Origin of the sequence: Haemophilus influenzae, from assembly GCF_003494325.1 — a bacterium.
Classification (GTDB): domain Bacteria; phylum Pseudomonadota; class Gammaproteobacteria; order Enterobacterales; family Pasteurellaceae; genus Haemophilus; species Haemophilus influenzae_I.
Map to the genome: position 1 here is coordinate 336,036 of NZ_QQIK01000003.1, position 19,076 is coordinate 355,111.

General features: G+C 37.9%; 22 protein-coding genes, 4 tRNA genes and 1 rRNA gene. 8 read left to right on the forward strand and 19 right to left on the reverse strand.

Annotated elements, in window-relative coordinates:
* Nucleotides 1-82 precede the first annotated feature (82 nt).
* Nucleotides 83-2,395, reverse strand: a complete 2,313-nt coding sequence (locus DV356_RS07315; RefSeq protein ID WP_118806750.1) for a Tex family protein — start codon at nucleotides 2,393-2,395, stop codon at nucleotides 83-85.
* A 95-nt stretch (nucleotides 2,396-2,490) separates the two neighbouring features.
* Here DV356_RS07315 and greB point away from each other — a divergent pair, with 95 nt between their 5' ends.
* Nucleotides 2,491-2,979, forward strand: a complete 489-nt coding sequence (greB, locus tag DV356_RS07320) for a transcription elongation factor GreB (protein ID WP_112119290.1) — start codon at nucleotides 2,491-2,493, stop codon at nucleotides 2,977-2,979.
* A 57-nt stretch (nucleotides 2,980-3,036) separates the two neighbouring features.
* On the opposite strand, the gene fabR is transcribed toward greB, so the two are convergent.
* Together fabR and oxyR are read right to left on the reverse strand one after the other, a co-directional pair.
* Nucleotides 3,037-3,654 carry an HTH-type transcriptional repressor FabR gene (fabR, locus tag DV356_RS07325; RefSeq protein ID WP_005629669.1) on the reverse strand — a complete coding sequence of 206 codons (618 nt, stop codon included), beginning with the start codon at nucleotides 3,652-3,654 and terminating at the stop codon, nucleotides 3,037-3,039.
* Nucleotides 3,654-4,559, reverse strand: coding sequence for a DNA-binding transcriptional regulator OxyR (gene oxyR, locus DV356_RS07330; protein WP_005687082.1), 906 nt, complete (start codon nucleotides 4,557-4,559; stop codon nucleotides 3,654-3,656). The genes fabR and oxyR overlap by 1 nt, the downstream gene beginning before the upstream one ends.
* A 122-nt stretch (nucleotides 4,560-4,681) precedes the next feature.
* Here oxyR and pgdx point away from each other — a divergent pair, with 122 nt between their 5' ends.
* Nucleotides 4,682-5,407: a hybrid peroxiredoxin PGdx gene (gene pgdx / locus DV356_RS07335; RefSeq protein WP_005692022.1), complete on the forward strand. Its 726-nt coding sequence runs from the start codon at nucleotides 4,682-4,684 to the stop codon at nucleotides 5,405-5,407.
* Between the two features lie 87 nt (nucleotides 5,408-5,494).
* Here the strand turns inward: pgdx and DV356_RS07340 are convergent, their stop codons facing one another.
* The gene (locus tag DV356_RS07340) at nucleotides 5,495-5,716 is read right to left on the reverse strand and encodes a SlyX family protein (protein ID WP_005649565.1); all 222 of its coding nucleotides are present in this window, start codon (nucleotides 5,714-5,716) and stop codon (nucleotides 5,495-5,497) included.
* A gap of 97 nt (nucleotides 5,717-5,813) precedes the next feature.
* Here DV356_RS07340 and fkpA point away from each other — a divergent pair, with 97 nt between their 5' ends.
* The 5 genes from fkpA to DV356_RS07365 all read left to right on the forward strand — a co-directional run bounded on the left by fkpA (nucleotide 5,814) and on the right by DV356_RS07365 (nucleotide 8,326).
* Nucleotides 5,814-6,539, forward strand: a complete 726-nt coding sequence (gene fkpA, locus DV356_RS07345) for an FKBP-type peptidyl-prolyl cis-trans isomerase (protein ID WP_012055111.1) — start codon at nucleotides 5,814-5,816, stop codon at nucleotides 6,537-6,539.
* 89 nt (nucleotides 6,540-6,628) lie between these two features.
* Complete coding sequence (locus DV356_RS07350) at nucleotides 6,629-7,294, forward strand: helix-turn-helix transcriptional regulator (protein ID WP_005657913.1); 666 nt, start codon at nucleotides 6,629-6,631, stop codon at nucleotides 7,292-7,294.
* Nucleotides 7,294-7,674, forward strand: coding sequence for a sulfurtransferase complex subunit TusD (tusD, locus tag DV356_RS07355; protein WP_112071111.1), 381 nt, complete (start codon nucleotides 7,294-7,296; stop codon nucleotides 7,672-7,674). Before DV356_RS07350 ends, tusD begins: the two co-directional genes overlap by 1 nt.
* Complete coding sequence (gene tusC / locus DV356_RS07360) at nucleotides 7,671-8,030, forward strand: sulfurtransferase complex subunit TusC (RefSeq protein WP_005687089.1); 360 nt, start codon at nucleotides 7,671-7,673, stop codon at nucleotides 8,028-8,030. The genes tusD and tusC overlap by 4 nt, the downstream gene beginning before the upstream one ends.
* A gap of 8 nt (nucleotides 8,031-8,038) precedes the next feature.
* Nucleotides 8,039-8,326: a DsrH/TusB family sulfur relay protein gene (locus tag DV356_RS07365; RefSeq protein WP_005649577.1), complete on the forward strand. Its 288-nt coding sequence runs from the start codon at nucleotides 8,039-8,041 to the stop codon at nucleotides 8,324-8,326.
* A 129-nt stretch (nucleotides 8,327-8,455) separates the two neighbouring features.
* On the opposite strand, the gene tuf is transcribed toward DV356_RS07365, so the two are convergent.
* From tuf to DV356_RS07390, 5 genes are all read right to left on the reverse strand, one after another.
* Nucleotides 8,456-9,640: an elongation factor Tu gene (tuf, locus tag DV356_RS07370; RefSeq protein ID WP_005654658.1), complete on the reverse strand. Its 1,185-nt coding sequence runs from the start codon at nucleotides 9,638-9,640 to the stop codon at nucleotides 8,456-8,458.
* A 104-nt stretch (nucleotides 9,641-9,744) separates the two neighbouring features.
* A tRNA-Thr gene (locus DV356_RS07375) sits at nucleotides 9,745-9,820 on the reverse strand.
* A gap of 3 nt (nucleotides 9,821-9,823) precedes the next feature.
* Nucleotides 9,824-9,898: transfer RNA gene (locus DV356_RS07380), tRNA-Gly, on the reverse strand.
* A 42-nt stretch (nucleotides 9,899-9,940) separates the two neighbouring features.
* A tRNA-Tyr gene (locus DV356_RS07385) sits at nucleotides 9,941-10,025 on the reverse strand.
* 29 nt (nucleotides 10,026-10,054) lie between these two features.
* Nucleotides 10,055-10,130, reverse strand: a tRNA-Thr gene (locus DV356_RS07390).
* Nucleotides 10,131-10,346: 216 nt separating this feature from the next.
* Here DV356_RS07390 and coaA point away from each other — a divergent pair.
* Entirely contained in the window at nucleotides 10,347-11,270 is a 924-nt protein-coding gene (gene coaA / locus DV356_RS07395; RefSeq protein ID WP_005655205.1) for a type I pantothenate kinase, read from the forward strand.
* A 90-nt stretch (nucleotides 11,271-11,360) separates the two neighbouring features.
* Here the strand turns inward: coaA and rseB are convergent, their stop codons facing one another.
* The 10 genes from rseB to rrf form a co-directional block, all read right to left on the reverse strand.
* On the reverse strand, nucleotides 11,361-12,308 hold the full coding sequence (rseB, locus tag DV356_RS07400) for a sigma-E factor regulatory protein RseB (RefSeq protein ID WP_048954622.1): 948 nt from the start codon (nucleotides 12,306-12,308) through the stop codon (nucleotides 11,361-11,363).
* A 79-nt stretch (nucleotides 12,309-12,387) separates the two neighbouring features.
* Complete coding sequence (locus DV356_RS07405; protein ID WP_048954621.1) at nucleotides 12,388-12,963, reverse strand: sigma-E factor negative regulatory protein; 576 nt, start codon at nucleotides 12,961-12,963, stop codon at nucleotides 12,388-12,390.
* 24 nt (nucleotides 12,964-12,987) lie between these two features.
* On the reverse strand, nucleotides 12,988-13,557 hold the full coding sequence (gene rpoE, locus DV356_RS07410; RefSeq protein ID WP_005658683.1) for an RNA polymerase sigma factor RpoE: 570 nt from the start codon (nucleotides 13,555-13,557) through the stop codon (nucleotides 12,988-12,990).
* 107 nt (nucleotides 13,558-13,664) lie between these two features.
* Nucleotides 13,665-13,922: an FAD assembly factor SdhE gene (locus tag DV356_RS07415; protein ID WP_005655196.1), complete on the reverse strand. Its 258-nt coding sequence runs from the start codon at nucleotides 13,920-13,922 to the stop codon at nucleotides 13,665-13,667.
* An 89-nt stretch (nucleotides 13,923-14,011) separates the two neighbouring features.
* Nucleotides 14,012-14,398, reverse strand: coding sequence for a large-conductance mechanosensitive channel protein MscL (gene mscL, locus DV356_RS07420; protein ID WP_005658680.1), 387 nt, complete (start codon nucleotides 14,396-14,398; stop codon nucleotides 14,012-14,014).
* Nucleotides 14,399-14,470: 72 nt separating this feature from the next.
* Nucleotides 14,471-15,847, reverse strand: coding sequence for a Trk system potassium transporter TrkA (trkA, locus tag DV356_RS07425; protein WP_005651265.1), 1,377 nt, complete (start codon nucleotides 15,845-15,847; stop codon nucleotides 14,471-14,473).
* Nucleotides 15,848-15,859: 12 nt separating this feature from the next.
* Nucleotides 15,860-17,212: a 16S rRNA (cytosine(967)-C(5))-methyltransferase RsmB gene (rsmB, locus tag DV356_RS07430; RefSeq protein ID WP_118806751.1), complete on the reverse strand. Its 1,353-nt coding sequence runs from the start codon at nucleotides 17,210-17,212 to the stop codon at nucleotides 15,860-15,862.
* Nucleotides 17,212-18,168, reverse strand: a complete 957-nt coding sequence (gene fmt / locus DV356_RS07435) for a methionyl-tRNA formyltransferase (RefSeq protein ID WP_005694641.1) — start codon at nucleotides 18,166-18,168, stop codon at nucleotides 17,212-17,214. The genes rsmB and fmt overlap by 1 nt, the downstream gene beginning before the upstream one ends.
* Before the next feature lie 93 nt (nucleotides 18,169-18,261).
* Nucleotides 18,262-18,771 (reverse strand): peptide deformylase, encoded by a 510-nt coding sequence (def, locus tag DV356_RS07440; protein ID WP_005694639.1) that lies wholly within the window; start codon nucleotides 18,769-18,771, stop codon nucleotides 18,262-18,264.
* Between the two features lie 225 nt (nucleotides 18,772-18,996).
* Nucleotides 18,997-19,076, reverse strand: a 5S ribosomal RNA gene (gene rrf, locus DV356_RS10015); the annotation flags it as partial.

Here is a 19,076-nt window from a genome sequence, read left to right on the forward strand (position 1 = left end):
AGCAAAAAATCGCCGTTTTGGCGATGCTTTTCGGGAAAGGAAAACGATAAAAAAAGGGCGAATAATTTCGCCCCATAACTTGTTATTTTTTCCAATTTTTTAGCGCATCAGCAAAGGCATTGCCCATCACATTATTACCTCTTGAATTACGCTCCTCTCGTTGCATATTTCCACGAGGTCTTGCGGATAAAGTGCGGTCAGATTTACTGTCATTTTTGACCGCACTTTCATCTAATCGCATCGTCAATGCAATGCGTTTACGTGGCACATCCACTTCTAACACTTTGACTTTTACAATGTTGCCTGTTTTTACCACTTGATGGGGATCTTCCACGAATTTATCGCTTAATGATGAAATATGTACTAAACCATCTTGATGAACACCAATATCCACAAATGCGCCAAAATTGGTTACATTAGTAACAGTTCCTTCTAAAATCATTCCAGATTTTAAATCCGTTATTTCTTCCACGCCCTCAGCAAATACAGCGGTTTTGAACTCGCCGCGTGGATCGCGCCCTGGTTTTTCCAACTCTTTGAAAATATCTTGGACGGTCGGTAAACCAAATTGTTCATCAATGAATTGTTTTGCATCAAGCTGACGTACCACACCGGCATTACCCATTAAATCTTGAATAGATTGTGCGGTAGCTTGCAAAATTTTTTCGACAACAGGGTAAGCTTCTGGGTGAACACCTGAAGCATCAAGTGGATTTTTCCCGTTTGCAATACGCATAAAGCCTGCACATTGCTCAAAGGCTTTTGGCCCTAAACGTGGCACTTTTTTCAATTCTGCACGGCTTTCAAAACGCCCATTTTCATCACGATATTCCACAATGTTTTGTGCTAAGGTTTTTGTCATACCAGCTACACGAGCAAGTAATGGTGCCGATGCGGTATTTAAATCTACGCCTACCGCGTTTACGCAGTCTTCCACTACTGCATCAAGTTTACGCGCAAGTTGGGTTTGGTTTACATCGTGTTGATATTGCCCAACACCAATGGCTTTCGGTTCGATTTTCACTAATTCTGCCAATGGATCTTGTAAACGACGCGCAATTGATACCGCACCACGTAAAGATACATCTAAATTCGGGAATTCATTTGCGGCAAATTCAGAAGCTGAATAAACGGACGCACCAGCTTCACTGACCACAACGGTTTGTGGTTTATTTTCTTTAATTTCTTTAATCACGTCTTTCGCAAAACGTTCAGTTTCACGAGAAGCTGTACCATTACCAATGGCAATTAATTCCACGTTATGTTTGCGGATTAAGCTGAAAATCGCCACTTGTGCTTCAGCTTCACGCCCCGTGTGTGGATAAATGGTGGTGGTATCTAATAATTTACCTGTGTTATCAACCACCGCGACTTTAATACCTGTACGTAAGCCTGGGTCCAAGCCCATAGTACTTTTCGCCCCTGCCGGTGCAGCCATTAAAAGTGCGGTCAGATTTCGGGCGAAAACATCTATGGCTTCTTCTTCCGCTTTTTCACGTAAACTTGCCATTAATTCCGTTTCTAAATGCAACGAAACTTTGATTTTCCACGTCCACGCAATCACTTGCTCACGCCATTTATCTGCTGGCTGTCCCGTGAAACGTACATCTAAATAATCACGAATAATCTCTTCACAATAGCTTTGGCGACTTCCTTCTTCCGCATCAGGATCAGCATTTAAACTTAATTGTAAAATGCCCTCATTACGTCCACGGAACATGGCCAATGCACGGTGAGAAGGCACATTTTTCAATAATTCTTGGTGGTCGAAATAATCTTGGAATTTTGCGCCTTCCGTTTCTTTGCCTTCGATCACTTTTGATACGATAACCGCATTTTTCGCTAAATAATCACGGACTTTCGCTAATAAACCTGCATCTTCAGCAAAACGCTCCATTAAAATATAGCGAGCACCGTCTAACGCAGCTTTGCTATCAGCTACGCCTTTTTCAGCATCCACAAAGGAAAGTGCGGTTGATTCTAGATCATTTTTTGGCTCGCTCCAAAGTAAATCAGCCAATGGTTCAAGACCGGCTTCAATGGCAATTTGCCCTTTGGTGCGACGTTTTGGTTTGTACGGCAAATATAAATCTTCTAATTCGGTTTTGCTTTGTGTCGCATGAATTTTGTCACGCAATTCATCAGTCAATTTTCCTTGCTCTTCAATAGATTTCAAGATGGTTTGACGACGTTCTTCTAATTCACGCAAATAAATTAAACGGGTTTCAAAATGACGAAGTTGGGTGTCATCTAAGCCACCTGTAGCTTCTTTACGATAACGGGCGATAAATGGAATGGTATTGCCATCATCTAATAATTGAATGGCAGCAAGAATTTGTTGGGGTTGAACGGTTAATTCTGCCGCAATAATTTGGCTAATTTGTTGATTTAACATTGTCGTACTTCTTTATTATAAAAAAACGAAGATAGAATACTGGTTTTAGTGGGCTGGCTCAAATATAATTCAAAAAACTTTCTTTTATTTTTATTATGGCAAAATCAAATTATATTACCCGTCAAGGCTGGCTTGCGCTTGACCAAGAACTCAAGTTTTTGTGGAAAGAAGAACGCCCAAAAGTCACTCAAGCCGTTTCAGATGCAGCTGCACTAGGCGATCGTAGCGAAAATGCCGAATATATTTATGGTAAACGTCGTTTACGTGAAATTGATCGCCGCGTGCGTTTTTTAACTAAAAGATTGGAAGTGCTACAAATTGTCGATTACAACCCAAAGCAAGAGGGAAAAGTTTTCTTCGGTGCGTGGGTGGAATTAGAAAATGAAGAAGGTGAAATTAAGCAATACCGTATCGTCGGTTGTGATGAATTTGCCCCTGCGAAAAATTGGATATCCATTGATTCCCCAGTTGCTCGAGCTTTAATCGGAAAAACATTAGACGACGAAGTGCGGGTAGACACGCCATCAGGTTTTATCACACTTTATGTGAATAAAATTTGGTATGAGAATAACTCGGAAAAATAAAAGATAGCAAATACCTAAGCACAAAGAAAAATTAATTGACTAGATATAAAAACTATCTTACTTGCCTCTTTCCTTATTCGCTGCAAAATCAGCACCTTTTGCAAGCATTCTCAATTGCAAAATCACTCGAGCTTTAAGTTGCTCACGCTCAGCTTTACTCATATCTAAAGCATTCGCCCCTGCAGTGAATACGATTGTTACGATGCCTTCCGCTTGAACATAAGCAACATATTGCGAATATTGATGTTTGTAGGAAATATATTCTGCTAACTCATCAACAAAATGCTTAATTTCTCGTGCTGCCGCAGTACGAAAAGCTTGAGAAGTGCCTGAACTTTCGCGTAATAGCAAGCGAAAAACGTTCGTGCTATTAGTAATAAATTCAAAAAATGTATCCACAGAAACAGAAATAACGCTACCGCCAGCATCAATACGTTTACGCGCTTGACGCATTAATTGGCGCAACATCAAACCAGCTTCATCCACCATTTCTAAGCCAAGTTCATCCATATCACTAAAATGGCGATAGAAAGAGGTAGGCGCAATACCAGCCTCGCGTGCCACTTCTCGTAAACTTAAATTAGAAAAACTTTTTTCTGCGCTAAGTTGATTAAATGCCGCATCCACTAAAGCGCGACGAGTCTTTTCTTTTTGAACAGCACGAACACCAGCCATTATTTCAACCCACCTAGAATAGATTTAACTTCATCGCTGACCGCACTTGCCACACGCTCATAACGATTACGTAATGGCGAACCAGGACGATAAACCAACGCAATGGTGCGTGATGGCTCTGGCGAATAACAAGGAATATATTTCACACCTTTGCGCGTACCTTCATTTAGTACTGCCAATTCAGGCATAAAAGTGATACCAGCATTCGCTGCCACCATATTGCGCAAAGTTTCAAGACTAGTTGCTTGGAAATGGGAATTTTCTTTTGCACCAGCAGTGAAGCAATAATCTAGCGCTTGATTGCGCAAACAATGACCATCATCAAGCATTAACATTTCTTGACCATTTAATTGGTTCATTGGAAGTTTACTTTCTTGAGCCCAAGGATGATGCTCTGATACGGCGAGTAACATTTTCTCGTTGAAAATAGGTACTTCAATAAAAGCCTCAGTTTCTGGAACAGTGGCAACGATAGCACAATCTAAACGCCCCGTTTCCAATTGTTCTAATAATTGATGCGTTTGCGCTTCATAAAGAAAAACTTCTAAATCAGGGAATGCCGCTTTTAACATTGGCACAATATAAGGGAGCAAATAAGGACCAACCGTTGGAATTAAACCGATGTGTAATGGCCCGGTCATCTCTTTACCTTGATTACTCGCCATTTCTTTCAATAATTTTACTTCTCGAAGAACTGTGCGAGCCTGATCAACCAATAACATCCCAGATTGAGTAAACAACACTTTACGGCTAGTACGTTCTAACAAAATAATACCAAGCTCATCTTCTAACTTACGAATTTGCCCACTTAATGTTGGTTGGCTCACATTACAAGAATCGGCAGCACGGCGGAAATGTTTATATTCAGATAAGGCAACAAGATATTCTAGATCACGGATATTCATGAGATTTTCCCTATAGAAAAATTCAATTAAAAGAATAGAATTAATTGATTATGACTATATCATAATTTTCCCTATAATACAGCACGTAAAATTTAAATTAACAACCAATAGGAGAAAAAACAATGTCTAGTATGGAAGGAAAAAAAGTCCCTCAAGTGACATTCCGCACTCGTCAGGGTGATAAATGGGTTGATGTAACTACCTCAGAGTTATTTGATAACAAAACAGTGATCGTGTTCTCATTACCGGGCGCATTCACTCCAACTTGCTCATCATCACACTTACCACGTTACAACGAATTAGCGCCAGTATTCAAAAAATACGGTGTAGACGATATTCTTGTTGTATCTGTAAATGATACTTTCGTAATGAACGCATGGAAAGAAGATGAAAAATCTGAAAACATCACTTTCATTCCAGATGGTAATGGTGAATTTACCGAAGGCATGGGTATGTTAGTTGGTAAAGAAGATTTAGGCTTCGGCAAACGTTCATGGCGTTATTCTATGCTTGTGAAAAACGGCGTAGTTGAAAAAATGTTTATCGAACCAAACGAACCAGGCGATCCGTTCAAAGTATCCGATGCTGACACTATGTTGAAATACCTTGCACCACAACACCAAGTACAAGAGTCTATTTCAATCTTTACAAAACCTGGCTGTCCTTTCTGTGCAAAAGCAAAACAACTTTTACACGATAAAGGCTTAAGCTTTGAAGAAATCATATTAGGTCACGATGCAACAATCGTGAGCGTACGTGCAGTTTCAGGTCGTACTACTGTTCCACAAGTGTTTATCGGTGGTAAACACATTGGCGGTAGCGACGATTTAGAAAAATACTTTGCATAAGCAAGTATTTAGCTGATTATTATTTGGGAATTTAATTTAAAGGGCGCATTAAGCGCCCTTTTCATTTGTACGAATTTATTGTAAAAATCAATAATGGGGCGGTGGCGTTTCTTCAGATTGACTTGCAATGTTAGACGGTTGAAAGTCTTTTAATTTATTTGCCATATAACGCAATTGGACTTGCATTTTATCAATATCAAATTGCTGTTGAACTAAAGCGTGATTTAATTCATCTAATAACTGTTCCTGAAATGCAATTTTCATTTCAAGTTCTTCGATGCGATTTTCTAACATTTGTTGAATTTGCATAAATTTTCTCTAAATTCTAAAAAAAAGTTGAGAATAGATAGAAAGCCATTTAATCTATTCCTCGTATTATTCCATTCATTATAAAGGATTAACTTATATGTTAAAAATTCAAAAATTATCTATCGCAGCATTAATGGTAAGTGCGGTAATTTCTGGTCAAGTTTTTGCAGAAGATAACACATTCGATGAAAAAGCGGCATCTTATGCAGTAGGTGCGTTAATGGGCAGTCAAATGAAAGATCTTGTTGATTCCCACAAAGAAGTCATTAAATATGATAATGCACGTATTTTAGATGGCTTAAAAGATGCTTTAGAAGGCAAAGTGGATGTTCGTAAAGATGAAAAAATCCAAAAAACCTTAGAATCTATTGAAGCAAAATTAGTGGCTGCATCAAAAGCAAAAGCAGAAGCGATTGCTAAACAAGCAAAAGAAGAAGGCGATAAATTCCGTGCTGAATTTGCTAAAGGGAAAGATGTAAAAACGACGCAATCTGGTTTAATGTATAAAATTGAAAGTGCAGGTAAAGGCGATACAATCAAATCAACGGATACCGTTAAAGTACATTACACGGGTAAATTACCAAATGGAAAAGTATTTGATAGCTCTGTCGAGCGCGGACAACCTGTAGAATTCCAACTTGATCAAGTAATTAAAGGCTGGACTGAAGGTCTTCAATTAGTGAAAAAAGGCGGAAAAATTCAATTAGTTATTGCACCTGAATTAGGCTATGGCGAACAAGGTGCTGGCGCATCTATTCCACCAAATTCAACATTAATTTTTGATGTGGAAGTATTAGACGTCAATCCGAAATCTGAAAAATAACGGATAAGTTTAATAGCGCGCGTTCTTTAACGCGTGCTTTTTATTATAAAAAACGAGCGGAATTTTTACCGCACTTTTAACCTAACGCTATGACATTAAACGATAAATATCCTTTCACTGATGAAGATCAGGCTATCATAAATTCCTACAAAGCAGTCGTTGATGGTGTCAGCGCACTGATTGGCGAGCACTGCGAAATCGTGCTTCATTCTCTGGAAAATATTGAACATTCTGCTATTTGTATTGCCAACGGACATAACACTAATCGACAAGTTGGTTCGCCAATCACCGATCTTGCCTTACGTTCGCTCCGAAATATGCAAAGCGAAAGTGTTTCAAAGCCTTATTTTACACGAGCAAAAGGCAGCGTACTGATGAAATCAGTTACTATTGCCATTCGTAATAAAACTCAACGTATTATTGGTTTGCTTTGTATTAATATCAATTTAGATGTACCCATGTCTCAATTTTTGCAATGCTTTATGCCAACGGAGCATACGAATGAAACATCTTCAGTGAACTTTGCGAATTCAGTGGAAGACTTGGTTGCGCAGACTATTGAAAAAACAATAGAAGAAGTCAATGCGGATCGTGCTGTTGCCAATAATACTAAAAACCGACAAATCGTCCTTTCTCTTTACGAAAAAGGTATTTTTGATATTAAAGATGCGATTAATTTGGTCGCAGAACGTTTAGATATTTCCCGACATACGGTTTACCTCTACATCCGCCAAATCAAACAAGAGCAAGAATAATGCGCTATGTTATCGCCGTCAAAAGCCCTATTTACGGAAAGCAAGGGGCATTTTTAGCTTATCAATTTGCAGATGCCTTAATCAAAAAAGGACACGAAATCTCACAGATTTTTTTCTTTCAAGATGGAGTGAGTAACGGAAATGCATTAGTGTATCCAGCCAATGATGAAGTTAATTTACAAAAACATTGGCAAATGTTTTCTATTACCTACAATGTTCCTTTACATTTATGTGTTGCAGCATCTCAACGACGAGGTGTTGTTGATAACTTAACTACACCAACTACAGCTCACTACAATCTTGCAGAGGGATTTATAATTGCAGGTCTTGGAGAATTTATAGCAGCAAGTTTAAACGCAGATCGAGTAATAACCCTATGAAGATAGCCTTTTTATTTCGCACATCTCCACATGGCACATCCATTTCACGAGAAGGCTTAGATGCAATTCTTGCCGCGACAGCTTTTTGTGAACCCAATGATATTGGGATATTTTTTATCGATGATGGCGTATTAAATCTTATCGATAACCAACAACCCGAAATCATTCAACAAAAAGATTTCATTAGAGCCTTTAAATTATTAGATTTATATGATGTAGAACAACGCTTTATCTGCACAGCGTCTTTGCAGAAATTTAAATTAGATAATAGAGAACTTATCCTATCTTGTGAAAAAATTGACCGCTCTTTATTGCTAGAAAAGCTTAATCAAGCAGAAAAATTGTTTACTTTCTAAGGAATATTATGCTTTATACATTTTCTCAATCAGATTATCCCAAAACTGAACTAGATGACTATTTTTCATATATTACAGAAAAAGATGCGGTAGTACTATGGCAAGACGGTGTGTTATTGGCAATAAAATATCCTGATTATTTTGCCAAATGTAAAGGGAATTGCATGATATTAAAACAAGATATTTTAGCAAGAAATCTCACCGCACTTTTACCTCAAAGTAGCAAGATAAAATTAATATCAATAGAAGAACTTGTTGGAATCACTGAAAATTATTTACCACAGCTATCATTATAAAAATCAAATAATTTAGTAAATACTCAAGCAAAGTATCAAATATAGAATAAAAAATGCGGAGAATTTTCTCCGCACTTTTCTTTTTACTTCTTCTGTCTTTTATCTTTAAGACATTCAAGAGTTCATCTATTATTTGATGATTTTCGCAACAACGCCTGCACCTACTGTACGGCCACCTTCACGGATTGCGAAACGTAAACCTTGATCCATCGCAATTGGGTGGATTAAGCTTACTGTCATCTTGATGTTATCCCCTGGCATTACCATTTCCACGCCTTCTGGTAATTCGATAGTACCAGTCACGTCTGTTGTACGGAAATAGAATTGTGGACGGTAACCTTTGAAGAATGGAGTATGACGACCACCTTCATCTTTTGATAATACGTATACTTCTGATTCAAAATCAGTGTGTGGTGTGATTGAACCTGGTTTCGCTAATACTTGACCACGTTCGATTTCTTCACGTTTGGTACCACGTAATAATGCACCGATGTTTTCACCTGCACGACCTTCGTCAAGTAATTTACGGAACATTTCAACACCTGTTACAGTAGTTTTCGCTGTATCTTTGATACCGACGATTTCTACTTCATCACCAGTACGGATGATACCACGTTCTACACGACCAGTTACTACTGTACCACGACCTGAAATTGAGAATACGTCTTCAATTGGAAGAAGGAACGGTTGGTCAATCGCACGTTCTGGTTCTGGGATGTAAGTATCTAAGTGACCAGCTAATTCTAGGATTTTTTCTTCCCATTCTGCTACGCCGTTTAATGCTTGTAATGCAGAACCACGTACGATTGGTGTATCGTCACCTGGGAAGTCATATTGAGATAGAAGTTCACGAACTTCCATTTCTACTAATTCTAATAACTCTTCGTCATCTACCATGTCGCATTTGTTTAAGAATACGATGATGTATGGAACACCTACTTGGCGACCTAATAAGATGTGTTCACGAGTTTGTGGCATAGGACCATCTGTTGCTGCTACTACTAAAATAGCACCATCCATTTGCGCCGCACCAGTAATCATATTTTTAACATAGTCGGCGTGTCCCGGACAGTCTACGTGTGCGTAGTGGCGAGTCGGTGTATCGTATTCAACGTGTGAAGTGTTGATGGTGATACCACGCGCTTTTTCTTCTGGCGCGTTATCAATTTGGTCGAATGCACGCGCTGCACCACCGTAATGTTTTGCTAATACGGTTGTGATTGCTGCTGTTAAAGTTGTTTTACCGTGGTCAACGTGGCCGATTGTACCCACGTTTACGTGCGGTTTTGTACGTTCAAATTTTTCTTTAGACATTGAAATAGTCCCTCTAAATAGACACGGTTATCGATGGGTAAATTAAACCACATTAACCAATAAATTTATTTGCTGATTGATATAAGGATGAGGAATTATAAGACTGGTGCTGATAGGCGGATTTGAACCGCCGACCTCACCCTTACCAAGGGTGCGCTCTACCAACTGAGCTATATCAGCGTCTGGAGCGGGCAGCGGGAATCGAACCCGCATCATTAGCTTGGAAGGCTAAGGTAATAGCCATTATACGATGCCCGCAAGTCCTAAATTCGTCTGTCCCATCAGGATCCATCTAAAAGATGGTGGAGGGAGAAGGATTCGAACCTTCGAAGGCTGAGCCAACAGATTTACAGTCTGCCCCCTTTGGCCGCTCGGGAACCCCTCCACACTAAATGAATACTTGATACGAAAGAATGGTGCCGACTATCGGAATCGAACTGATGACCTACTGATTACAAGTCAGTTGCTCTACCTACTGAGCTAAGTCGGCGTGTCGTAAGCAAGTGAGGCGTATTATATGGAAAAAACTTTAACTGACAAGTATTTTTTATAAAAAAGTTTATTTTTTTGATTATTCGTTTAAATCACAATCAAAAAAGTGATTTTTTAATCAAATTAGCGCACATTTAATGAAAAATGAATGCTAAATTTTTATTTATAGCGTATATTTTTCTCCAATTTGTCTATTTGACTCAATAATATCTCAATGAATCTAACCCCTTTTTTAAGTTTTAACCGCAAACAATGGGCAGAATTGCGTAAATCTGTCCCCCTAAAACTTACAGAACAAGATCTTAAACCGCTTTTAGGTTTTAATGAAGAGCTATCTTTGGATGAAGTCAGTATGATTTATTTACCATTAGCTCGTTTAATTAATTATTACATTGACGAAAACCTTCGCAGACAAGCTGTTTTACACCGTTTTTTAGGGCGTAATAAAACAAAAGTACCTTATATCATTAGCATTGCAGGTAGCGTAGCGGTAGGGAAAAGCACTTCAGCACGAATACTCCAATCACTTCTTTCCCATTGGCCAGCGGAGCGCAAAGTAGATCTTATAACTACTGATGGTTTTTTATATCCATTAGAAAAACTAAAAAAAGATCATCTTTTACACAAAAAAGGTTTCCCTATTTCTTATGATACGCCCAAACTTATTCATTTTTTAGCTGATGTGAAATCTGGCAAAACTGAGGTGGAAGCACCAATCTATTCGCATTTAACCTATGATATTATTCCTGATAAATTTAATGTGATAAATAAACCTGACATTCTTATTTTAGAGGGCTTGAATGTACTTCAAACGGGTAATAATAAAACCAATCAAACATTCGTATCAGATTTTGTTGATTTCTCTATTTATGTTGATGCTGAAGAAAAATTATTGAAAGAATGGTATATCAAACGGTTTCTGAAATTCCGCGAAAGCGCATTCAACGATCCTAATTCTTACTTTAAACATTATGCCAATTTATCGAAAGAAGAATCCATTACCACCGCTAGTAAAATTTGGGATGAAATTAACGGGTTAAACCTTAATCAAAATATTCTTCCAACTCGTGAGCGAGCAAATCTAATTCTAAAAAAAGGTCACAATCACCAAGTAGAATTAATAAAATTAAGAAAATAAAAATTCGCACGTAAAAATGTGCGAATCTTAGTCAATGCCTAACTCAAAATCAGTTATTGATAAAAATATCGTAAAAAATTACCGCACTTTTTATCTAAATTTGACGTCTTGTACAATGCGTTTTGCCGTCGAGATTGGTAATTGCCCAATAAAAGTAATTTCTTTTCCTCCGATGACCTCGCTATAAATCGTATAAGCCCCTTGTTTCCAAGTATTTTCTGGTAGGTCATTAGAGCCTACATTAGAGACAAACAACGTAAAAGTAAATAAGCCATCACTATATAATGCGCTATCTATGATTTCATTTTCTAATATTTCTTGAGTATATCGAACTAAAGAAAAACCTTGTGGCAACCAACCTGCAGACCAAGTTATATCTGAACTTTGTTCATTTTTACTTTCTTTCAATAAAGGGGGCAATGATACCTTGTTAATATAATCCGTTAATCCTCTCAATCTGTCATCGATGTAAAGTGTTACAACTCTAAATTGATCAAGTAGCTTGCCTTCGCGATCAAGCATATCACTGCGTAATAACAAGCCATTTTCTTCATCGATAAACACCAAATATTGATACCGAAAATCATCTTTAGGAACAATTCTAATCGTATCAGCGAAACGCCCAGCAACGCGATCTTTACCTAATTTTACGAAATCATAATCAGAAGAAAGCTTATCAAAATTTGCACGCACAACCGCAGGCATCGCATCAACTATATTGCCACTATTAAGCGTAAATGCTTGAGCATTTGGCTGAAAATAACTGACTAAATTATCACGTTGAATAATTTCTTGCTGGCGACCATCTAAAGTAACTAATTGTGCGTAGGTTTTGTTATCTTGTTTGATATGTCGATAACGAAATGAATCCATATTTGCTGGAGTAGTTTGCACAAAGGCAATTTCATAATTGAGATTATCCAATGCTTGTGTCATTTTATCTAAAGACTGCTTCGCAGAAAGCTCTTCAGCAGAAGCAATGCTACTTAATAGCAAAGAAAGAGAAAATGCGGTAAATTTTAATGCGATTTTTTTCATAGAAATCTAAAGGATAAAAATTCACCACACTAAATAACAATTAGGTGGTGAATCAATAATCTGAACAAAGGAAACCAATTTATCTTACTTGACTGCTAGCATCAGAGTGCATACGACGTTGCAATTCATAGTTTTGCAACATTGCACCAATACGACGACTTTTTTTCTCAAGCTGATCTGAAGTCAATGTATCTTTACTTGGCGCATTATAGCTAACCTCTTGAACCGCATTATTAAATGGCAAGGTTTGCAATACTGGAGCCTCAGGTAAATTAGACGCTTCGTTTTTACTATTGAAAGATTGAACACCAAGTACTGCCACTAAACATACACCAGCAGCAACTGCAACTTGCGTCATTGGCGCAAAAAATGCCTTTAATTTTTGCATAAATACAGAATTATGTGCGTCTTCTGGTTCAGGTTGAGACACAGCAATGACATCAACTTTCTTCACGTCTTCTAACTCAATCAAATCTGCCATTTTAGCGGTAAAATCAGCCCCTAAAAAGACCGCACTTTCTTTACGCATTACTGAACGAACGGTATGAAATGAATGCCAAGACGCTTGTAATTCTTCGTCTCTTAATAAAGCATCTATCAAGTCAGTTTCGACTTGTTCTCCATCCATATAGGCTGAAAGCTGCTCTTTTTGCATAGTAAACTCCGATTGTTATTCGCTCTACATTAGAGGTTGAATTTTATTTTCGATCATTTCCCTTGCTCGGAAGATTCGGGAACGAACCGTACCAACAGGACAATCCATAATTTCTGCAATATCTTCGTAACTTAAACCTTCTAGTTCTCGTAACGTAATCGCAGTTTTTAAATCTTCTGGTAAGTTATGAATAGTATCAAAAACAATTCTTTCTAACTCACTAGACAACATCTCATTTTCGGGTGTATCCACATCCCTAAGGTGTGTTCCCACATCATAATTTTCAGCATCTTCTGCCAAAATATCTTCATTTGGTGGACGGCGACCTTGAGCCGTTAAATAATTTTTTGCCGTATTAACGGCAATTCGATAAAGCCATGTATAGAAAGCACTTTCGCCACGAAAAGATTCAATTGAGCGATAAGCCTTTATAAAGGATTCTTGCACCACATCAGGAATATCGTTACGCGATACATATCGGGTCAAAAGCCCTGCTACTTTATTTTGATAACGCGAAACCAACAAATTGAAGGCTTTTTTATCCCCTTGCTGTACTCTTTCTACCAAAGCCTGATCTGTTAGCTGTTCAGCCATATTTCTCCCATGCCAATATCTAACACGCCTTAATATCAAGACAGCAAGCTCTTGTTGCTTGTTCAGACAAAAGCGTGTTAAAAAAGTTCATTCGCTAATCAATAATTTTAATTTATGATGATTTTCTGCACTTTTTGAATATATTCAACCATCATTTGAAGCTCTACATCTTGTGATTTCGCACGATTAAAAAACCACGAAAATAACTGCAAATCCGTACTTGCTAATAAACGAATAAAGATATCTTTTTTGTCATCCGTTAATTCATCAAAATGCTTCAAATAAAAAGGCATTATGATTTTATCTAACTCTAACATTCCTCGGCGACAATCCCATTCAATGCGAAGTTTATTATATTTTTCCATTTTATTTCCCTAAAATTGAGGGCTGATTATAGCTTAAAAAATAGCAATAAAAAAAGTCAGCATTTCTGCTAACTTTCATTCTTTAAATATTATTTATTCTTTAATAAATCACGGATTTCAGTAAGCAATGTTTCTGCCTTTGGTGCAGTTTTTTTCTCCTCTGGTTTTCTTACCTTATTGATTACTTTGATCATCATAAAGATTGCAAAAGCAATAATAATAAAATCAATCACATTTTGAATAAACAAACCATAATTTAAAGTAACAGCAGGAACATCGCCTTGTGCTTGTGCTAATACAAATTTCATATCTTTGAAATCAATACCACCAGTTAAAATCCCCAACACGGGCGTAAAAATATCACTAACAAGTGAACTTACGATCTTGCCAAATGCGCTACCAATAATCACACCGACAGCCATATCTACGACATTGCCACGCATTGCAAATTCGCGAAATTCTTTAATAAAATTCATAATAATGTTCCCCTTCAAAAATTACATAAAAAGAGCGACTATTATAATAAATCACTCTGAAAAGTAAAAAAACTAAATAAAGAATGCACTTGGTTGGAATAATTTCTCAATTTCTGGCACATTTTTCTTATCACTCAAATAAATCACTATATGATCGCCTTCTTCAATAATTACTTGACGGCGAGCAATAATTACATCATTCCCTCGTAATAAAGCGCCAATAATTGTTCCTATCGGCAAACGAAACTCACCAATTTTTCGCCCCACTACATTTGAAGTATTCGCATCGCCGTGCGCAACAATTTCAATGGCTTCGGCAATGCCGTGTCGTAATGTTGCCACATTTTTTACATCGCCTTTACGCACGTGACCTAACAAAGCAGAAATCGTTACTTGTTGTGGAGAAACCGCAATATCAATCGTGCCTCCCTGAATAAGATTAATATAAGCAATCCGTTGAATCAGTACCATTGCTTTTTTCGCACCTAAACGCTTAGCTAACAAAGCTGACATAATATTCGCTTCATCGTCGCTACTTAATGAAAGAAATACATCCACACTTTCAATATGTTCTTCAAAAAGCAAGTTTTGGTCTGAGGCATCTCCATTAAATACTAACGTTTTTGGCAACTTTTCTGCTAAGGCTTGCGCTCTGTTTGAATCTCGTTCAATAAGCTTTACAGTACAAGAATTTTCCAAACGTTTTGCTACGCCAAAAGCAACATTTCCTCCACCAACAATCATTACTCGCTTATAAGGTTTCTCCAAACGTTGTAACTCTCCCATTACCGCCTTGATATGTTCAGTAGCGCAAATAAACGTGATTTCATCGCCAGCTTCTACAATGGTTGAGCCTTGTGGACGAATCGGTTTGCCATTACGTAAAATAGACATAATACGACAATCAATATGTGGCATATGTTCGCGAAATGCGGAAAGTGCATATCCAACCAAAGGCCCCCCATAATAAGCTTTCACTACAACAATACTAATACGATTATTGGCAAAATGGGCAACTTGTAATGCACCTGGATAAGCAATTAAACGCGTAATTTCATCAGTGACAAGATTTTCAGGCGAAATTAAATGATCAATAGGTATATTTTCATTGTTGAACAACTTGTCTTTTTCACGTAAATATTCTGAATTACGGATACGTGCAATTCGCGTTGGCGTATTAAATAATGTATAGCCCATTTGACAAGCGACCATATTAATTTCATCGGAGGCTGTCACGGCAACCATTAAATCGGCATCTGCCGCGCCTGCGTCACGAAGCACTTTTGGAGATGATGGAGAGCCTTGTACCACACGCAAATCGTGCTTTTCTTGCAATGTTTGTAACTGAGGTGATTCATTATCCACTAAGGTAATATCGTTATCTTCACTGACTAAGTTTTCTGCAAGCGTCGTTCCTACCTGACCTGCACCCAAAATGATGATTTTCATTATCGCTCTCCTTTATGCTCGTTTAAGCAATTTAGCATAATAGAACCCATCGCCACTATTTAATTGCGGAATGAATTGAAAACCCACCGCACTTTTATCATCACTAAAAGGTAATGGCAATAACTCCGCATCTGCGTGAGCATTTAAAAATGCTTGGATTTGTTCGCCATTTTCTTCTGGCAATACAGAACAAGTCGCATAAAGCAAAACACCGTTTGGCTTCAGTTTTTCCCAAAGTGCACTCAGGATTTTCTTCTGTAATTCAACAAGCTGAGCGATATCGGTTTCTTTGCGTAACCATTTTATATCGGGGTGACGGCGAATCACTCCAGTTGCAGAACAAGGTGCATCAAGTAAAATTCGGTCAAATTTTACCGCACTTTTACCAATTTCAGCTAACCATTCGTCAGGTTTACTCGCATCGCCGCAAACCACTATCGCTTGCTGATTTAAACGTGCAAGATTTTCTTCTACTCGTTTTAAGCGATGAGATTCTACATCTAATGCAATCACATTAGCTTGAGGTGCCAGTTCTAAAATATGGGTCGTCTTACCACCGGGTGCAGCGCAAGCATCGAGGATCCATTCCTCATTTTTAGGCTCAAGCAACGTTGCCGCCCATTGAGCACTCAAATCTTGCACCGTAACCGCCCCTTCTTCAAAGTGTGGTAATTTTTGCACCGCAATCGGTATATCTAAACATAGCGCATTAGGATGATGGCTTGTTTTCGAAGAAACACCTTGTTCTTCAAGTAAAGTGCGGTAAGTTTCGAGGGCGTTTTTTTGTGAATTCACACGTAGCCACATTGGTGGTTTCTGATTGTTCGCCTCAATGATCTCACGCCAATTCGGATAGGCTTTTTTTAATTTATTCACGAACCATTCAGGGTGAAGCGTTTGCCAATTTTTATCGATAATTGCCAAAATTTCATCTTGTTCACGTAAAAATCTACGCAAAACCGCATTCACTAATCCTCTAAAACTATCAGATTTTAATGATTTTGTTGCGTTCACAACCTCATCAACTGCCGCATGAGCAGGCACTCGCATATAAAGCAATTGGTATAACCCTACAAGTAACAGGCAATGAACAATGCGAGTTTTACCTTTAAGCGGCTTATCCACAAGACGTTTGATAATTTGCTCTAAGCGAGGCAATACTCGACACACGCCAAAACAAATTTCTTGTAGTAAAGGCAAATCTTGAGCTTTTACAGAAAGTTGCACTTCTGGAATTAACGCTGACAATGATTTGCCCTCATCCAATACTTGCAAAATTAAGTTTGCAGCAATAGCCCTGGTCGAAAGTGCGGTCATTTTTACTGAATTTTTTGCTTTGATAGTTTTAGAAGAGAATTTTTTCATTATGCAAGCACCTTACCAATAGTAAACCATTCTGCACGGCCATTTAATAAATCTTGTGCAGACATAGGCTTTTTACCTGCAGATTGTAATTGCAATAAGTTTAAGACGCCATCGACAGTCGCAATTTGAATGCCATTTTTATCCGCACTTAAAATAGTTCCCGCTGGTTTATCTTGATGAGGCAACACTTTCGCTTGATACACTTTTAAAGTGTGTGCATTGCCATCCTTGTCTTCTGTTGAAAAATAGGCAATTGGCCAAGGATTAAAAGCGCGGATATTACGCTCAAGTTGCATTGCAGAAAGTGACCAATTTAATTGCGCCTCTTCTTTAGAAAGTTTTTCTGCATAATTACTTTGGCTGCCATCTTGTTTTTCCGCTATAAATTTACCGTTTTCAAGATTATCTAAAACATCGATTAATGCTGATGGAGCAAGCTCTGCCAGTTTGTTATAAAGACTCGTTGAAGTTTCAGTCGGTAAAATATCACAATAGACTTTATGTAACATATCGCCTGTATCTAAACCTTCATCCATTTGCATAATGGTTACACCCGTTTGTACATCGCCAGCCCAAATTGAACGCTGAATTGGTGCTGCACCTCGCCAACGTGGAAGAATAGAACCATGCACATTCAAACAACCCAAACGGGGGGCATCTAATACAGCTTTCGGTAAAATTAATCCATAAGCCACAACAACCATTACATCTGCATTTAACGCTTTTAATTCAGACTGTGCTTCTTCTTTACGTAAGGATTTAGGTTGATAAACGGGAATGTTATTTTGCTCAGCAAGTTGCTTTACAGGACTTGCTTGCAATTTCTTACCGCGACCAGCTGGTTTATCAGGTTGAGTATAAACAGCGATCACATTATGTTGAGAATTTAGAATGGCTTGTAAATGCTGTGCAGCAAAATCTGGCGTACCAGCAAAAATAATATTAAGTGATTTCATAATGTTCTACGTTATGGTAATTGATAGGAAGTAGGGTGGGCTTAAGCCCACCGTTTTTTGAAATGATTACTGGGCTAAAGCCCACCCTACGTTTTAGCTTTTCGCAATCTGCTTCTTGTATTTAATCAACTTTTCTTTAATGCGCTGGCGTTTAAGTGGAGAAAGGTAATCAACAAATAAAATTCCATTAAGATGATCGATCTCGTGTTGAATACAGATCGCAAGCAAACCATCAGCATCTAAAGTAAATTCTTTACCATCACGATCTAACGCTCTCACTGTCACTTTTTCTTTACGAGGAACCAACGCACGGAACCCTGGAATGGATAAACACCCCTCTTCAATTCCCGTTTCGCCTTCTGAAGCCAAAATTTCAGGGTTAATCAAAACAAACTGATTCTGTTTATCGCCTTCAACATCAATAGTAATAATACGTTGCAAAATATCCACCTGAGGTGCAGCTAAACCAATACCTTTCTCTTGATACATCGTATCAAACATATCATCAACAATTTTACGAATTGCATCATTAACTTTAGTAACAGGCTCACAGACAACCTTTAAGTGATCATCAGGATAAATTAATACATTAAGTGCGGTCATAATTTCTCTTGTTTTTAAGGGTAGAATTTTAGTGGGATTATAGCACAGCTAATAAAACATTTATAGGAATGTGACTTCATATGAGTTGAAAAATTACTTACTTATTGAAAATTAAAATTAGACACTTATTTGATTAAATAATGAGTAAATTCCCAAAAGCTAAAACCCCATATCTTTTGACACGGGGTTCTTCTGTTTTTATGTGATTTAGATTTGTATCTGATAACCTGGCGGTGCCCTACTCTCACATGGGGAAACCCCACACTACCATCGGCATTACAGCGTTTCACTTCTGAGTTCGGTAT

Coding starts and splice junctions, on each gene's coding strand:
- DV356_RS07415 (WP_005655196.1), bottom strand. CDS start 13,922: ATGGAAAAATATAATAAACTTCGCATTGAATGGGATTGTCGCCGAGGA.
- DV356_RS07365 (WP_005649577.1), top strand. CDS start 8,039: ATGCTTTATACATTTTCTCAATCAGATTATCCCAAAACTGAACTAGAT.
- tusC (WP_005687089.1), top strand. CDS start 7,671: ATGAAGATAGCCTTTTTATTTCGCACATCTCCACATGGCACATCCATT.
- mscL (WP_005658680.1), bottom strand. CDS start 14,398: ATGAATTTTATTAAAGAATTTCGCGAATTTGCAATGCGTGGCAATGTC.
- tusD (WP_112071111.1), top strand. CDS start 7,294: ATGCGCTATGTTATCGCCGTCAAAAGCCCTATTTACGGAAAGCAAGGG.
- pgdx (WP_005692022.1), top strand. CDS start 4,682: ATGTCTAGTATGGAAGGAAAAAAAGTCCCTCAAGTGACATTCCGCACT.
- fabR (WP_005629669.1), bottom strand. CDS start 3,654: ATGGCTGGTGTTCGTGCTGTTCAAAAAGAAAAGACTCGTCGCGCTTTA.
- fmt (WP_005694641.1), bottom strand. CDS start 18,168: ATGAAATCACTTAATATTATTTTTGCTGGTACGCCAGATTTTGCTGCA.
- rseB (WP_048954622.1), bottom strand. CDS start 12,308: ATGAAAAAAATCGCATTAAAATTTACCGCATTTTCTCTTTCTTTGCTA.
- DV356_RS07405 (WP_048954621.1), bottom strand. CDS start 12,963: ATGCAAAAAGAGCAGCTTTCAGCCTATATGGATGGAGAACAAGTCGAA.
- greB (WP_112119290.1), top strand. CDS start 2,491: ATGGCAAAATCAAATTATATTACCCGTCAAGGCTGGCTTGCGCTTGAC.
- def (WP_005694639.1), bottom strand. CDS start 18,771: ATGACCGCACTTAATGTATTAATTTATCCTGATGATCACTTAAAGGTT.
- DV356_RS07350 (WP_005657913.1), top strand. CDS start 6,629: ATGACATTAAACGATAAATATCCTTTCACTGATGAAGATCAGGCTATC.
- rsmB (WP_118806751.1), bottom strand. CDS start 17,212: ATGAAAAAATTCTCTTCTAAAACTATCAAAGCAAAAAATTCAGTAAAA.
- coaA (WP_005655205.1), top strand. CDS start 10,347: ATGAATCTAACCCCTTTTTTAAGTTTTAACCGCAAACAATGGGCAGAA.
- tuf (WP_005654658.1), bottom strand. CDS start 9,640: ATGTCTAAAGAAAAATTTGAACGTACAAAACCGCACGTAAACGTGGGT.
- oxyR (WP_005687082.1), bottom strand. CDS start 4,559: ATGAATATCCGTGATCTAGAATATCTTGTTGCCTTATCTGAATATAAA.
- rpoE (WP_005658683.1), bottom strand. CDS start 13,557: ATGGCTGAACAGCTAACAGATCAGGCTTTGGTAGAAAGAGTACAGCAA.
- DV356_RS07315 (WP_118806750.1), bottom strand. CDS start 2,395: ATGTTAAATCAACAAATTAGCCAAATTATTGCGGCAGAATTAACCGTT.
- trkA (WP_005651265.1), bottom strand. CDS start 15,847: ATGAAAATCATCATTTTGGGTGCAGGTCAGGTAGGAACGACGCTTGCA.
- fkpA (WP_012055111.1), top strand. CDS start 5,814: ATGTTAAAAATTCAAAAATTATCTATCGCAGCATTAATGGTAAGTGCG.
- DV356_RS07340 (WP_005649565.1), bottom strand. CDS start 5,716: ATGCAAATTCAACAAATGTTAGAAAATCGCATCGAAGAACTTGAAATG.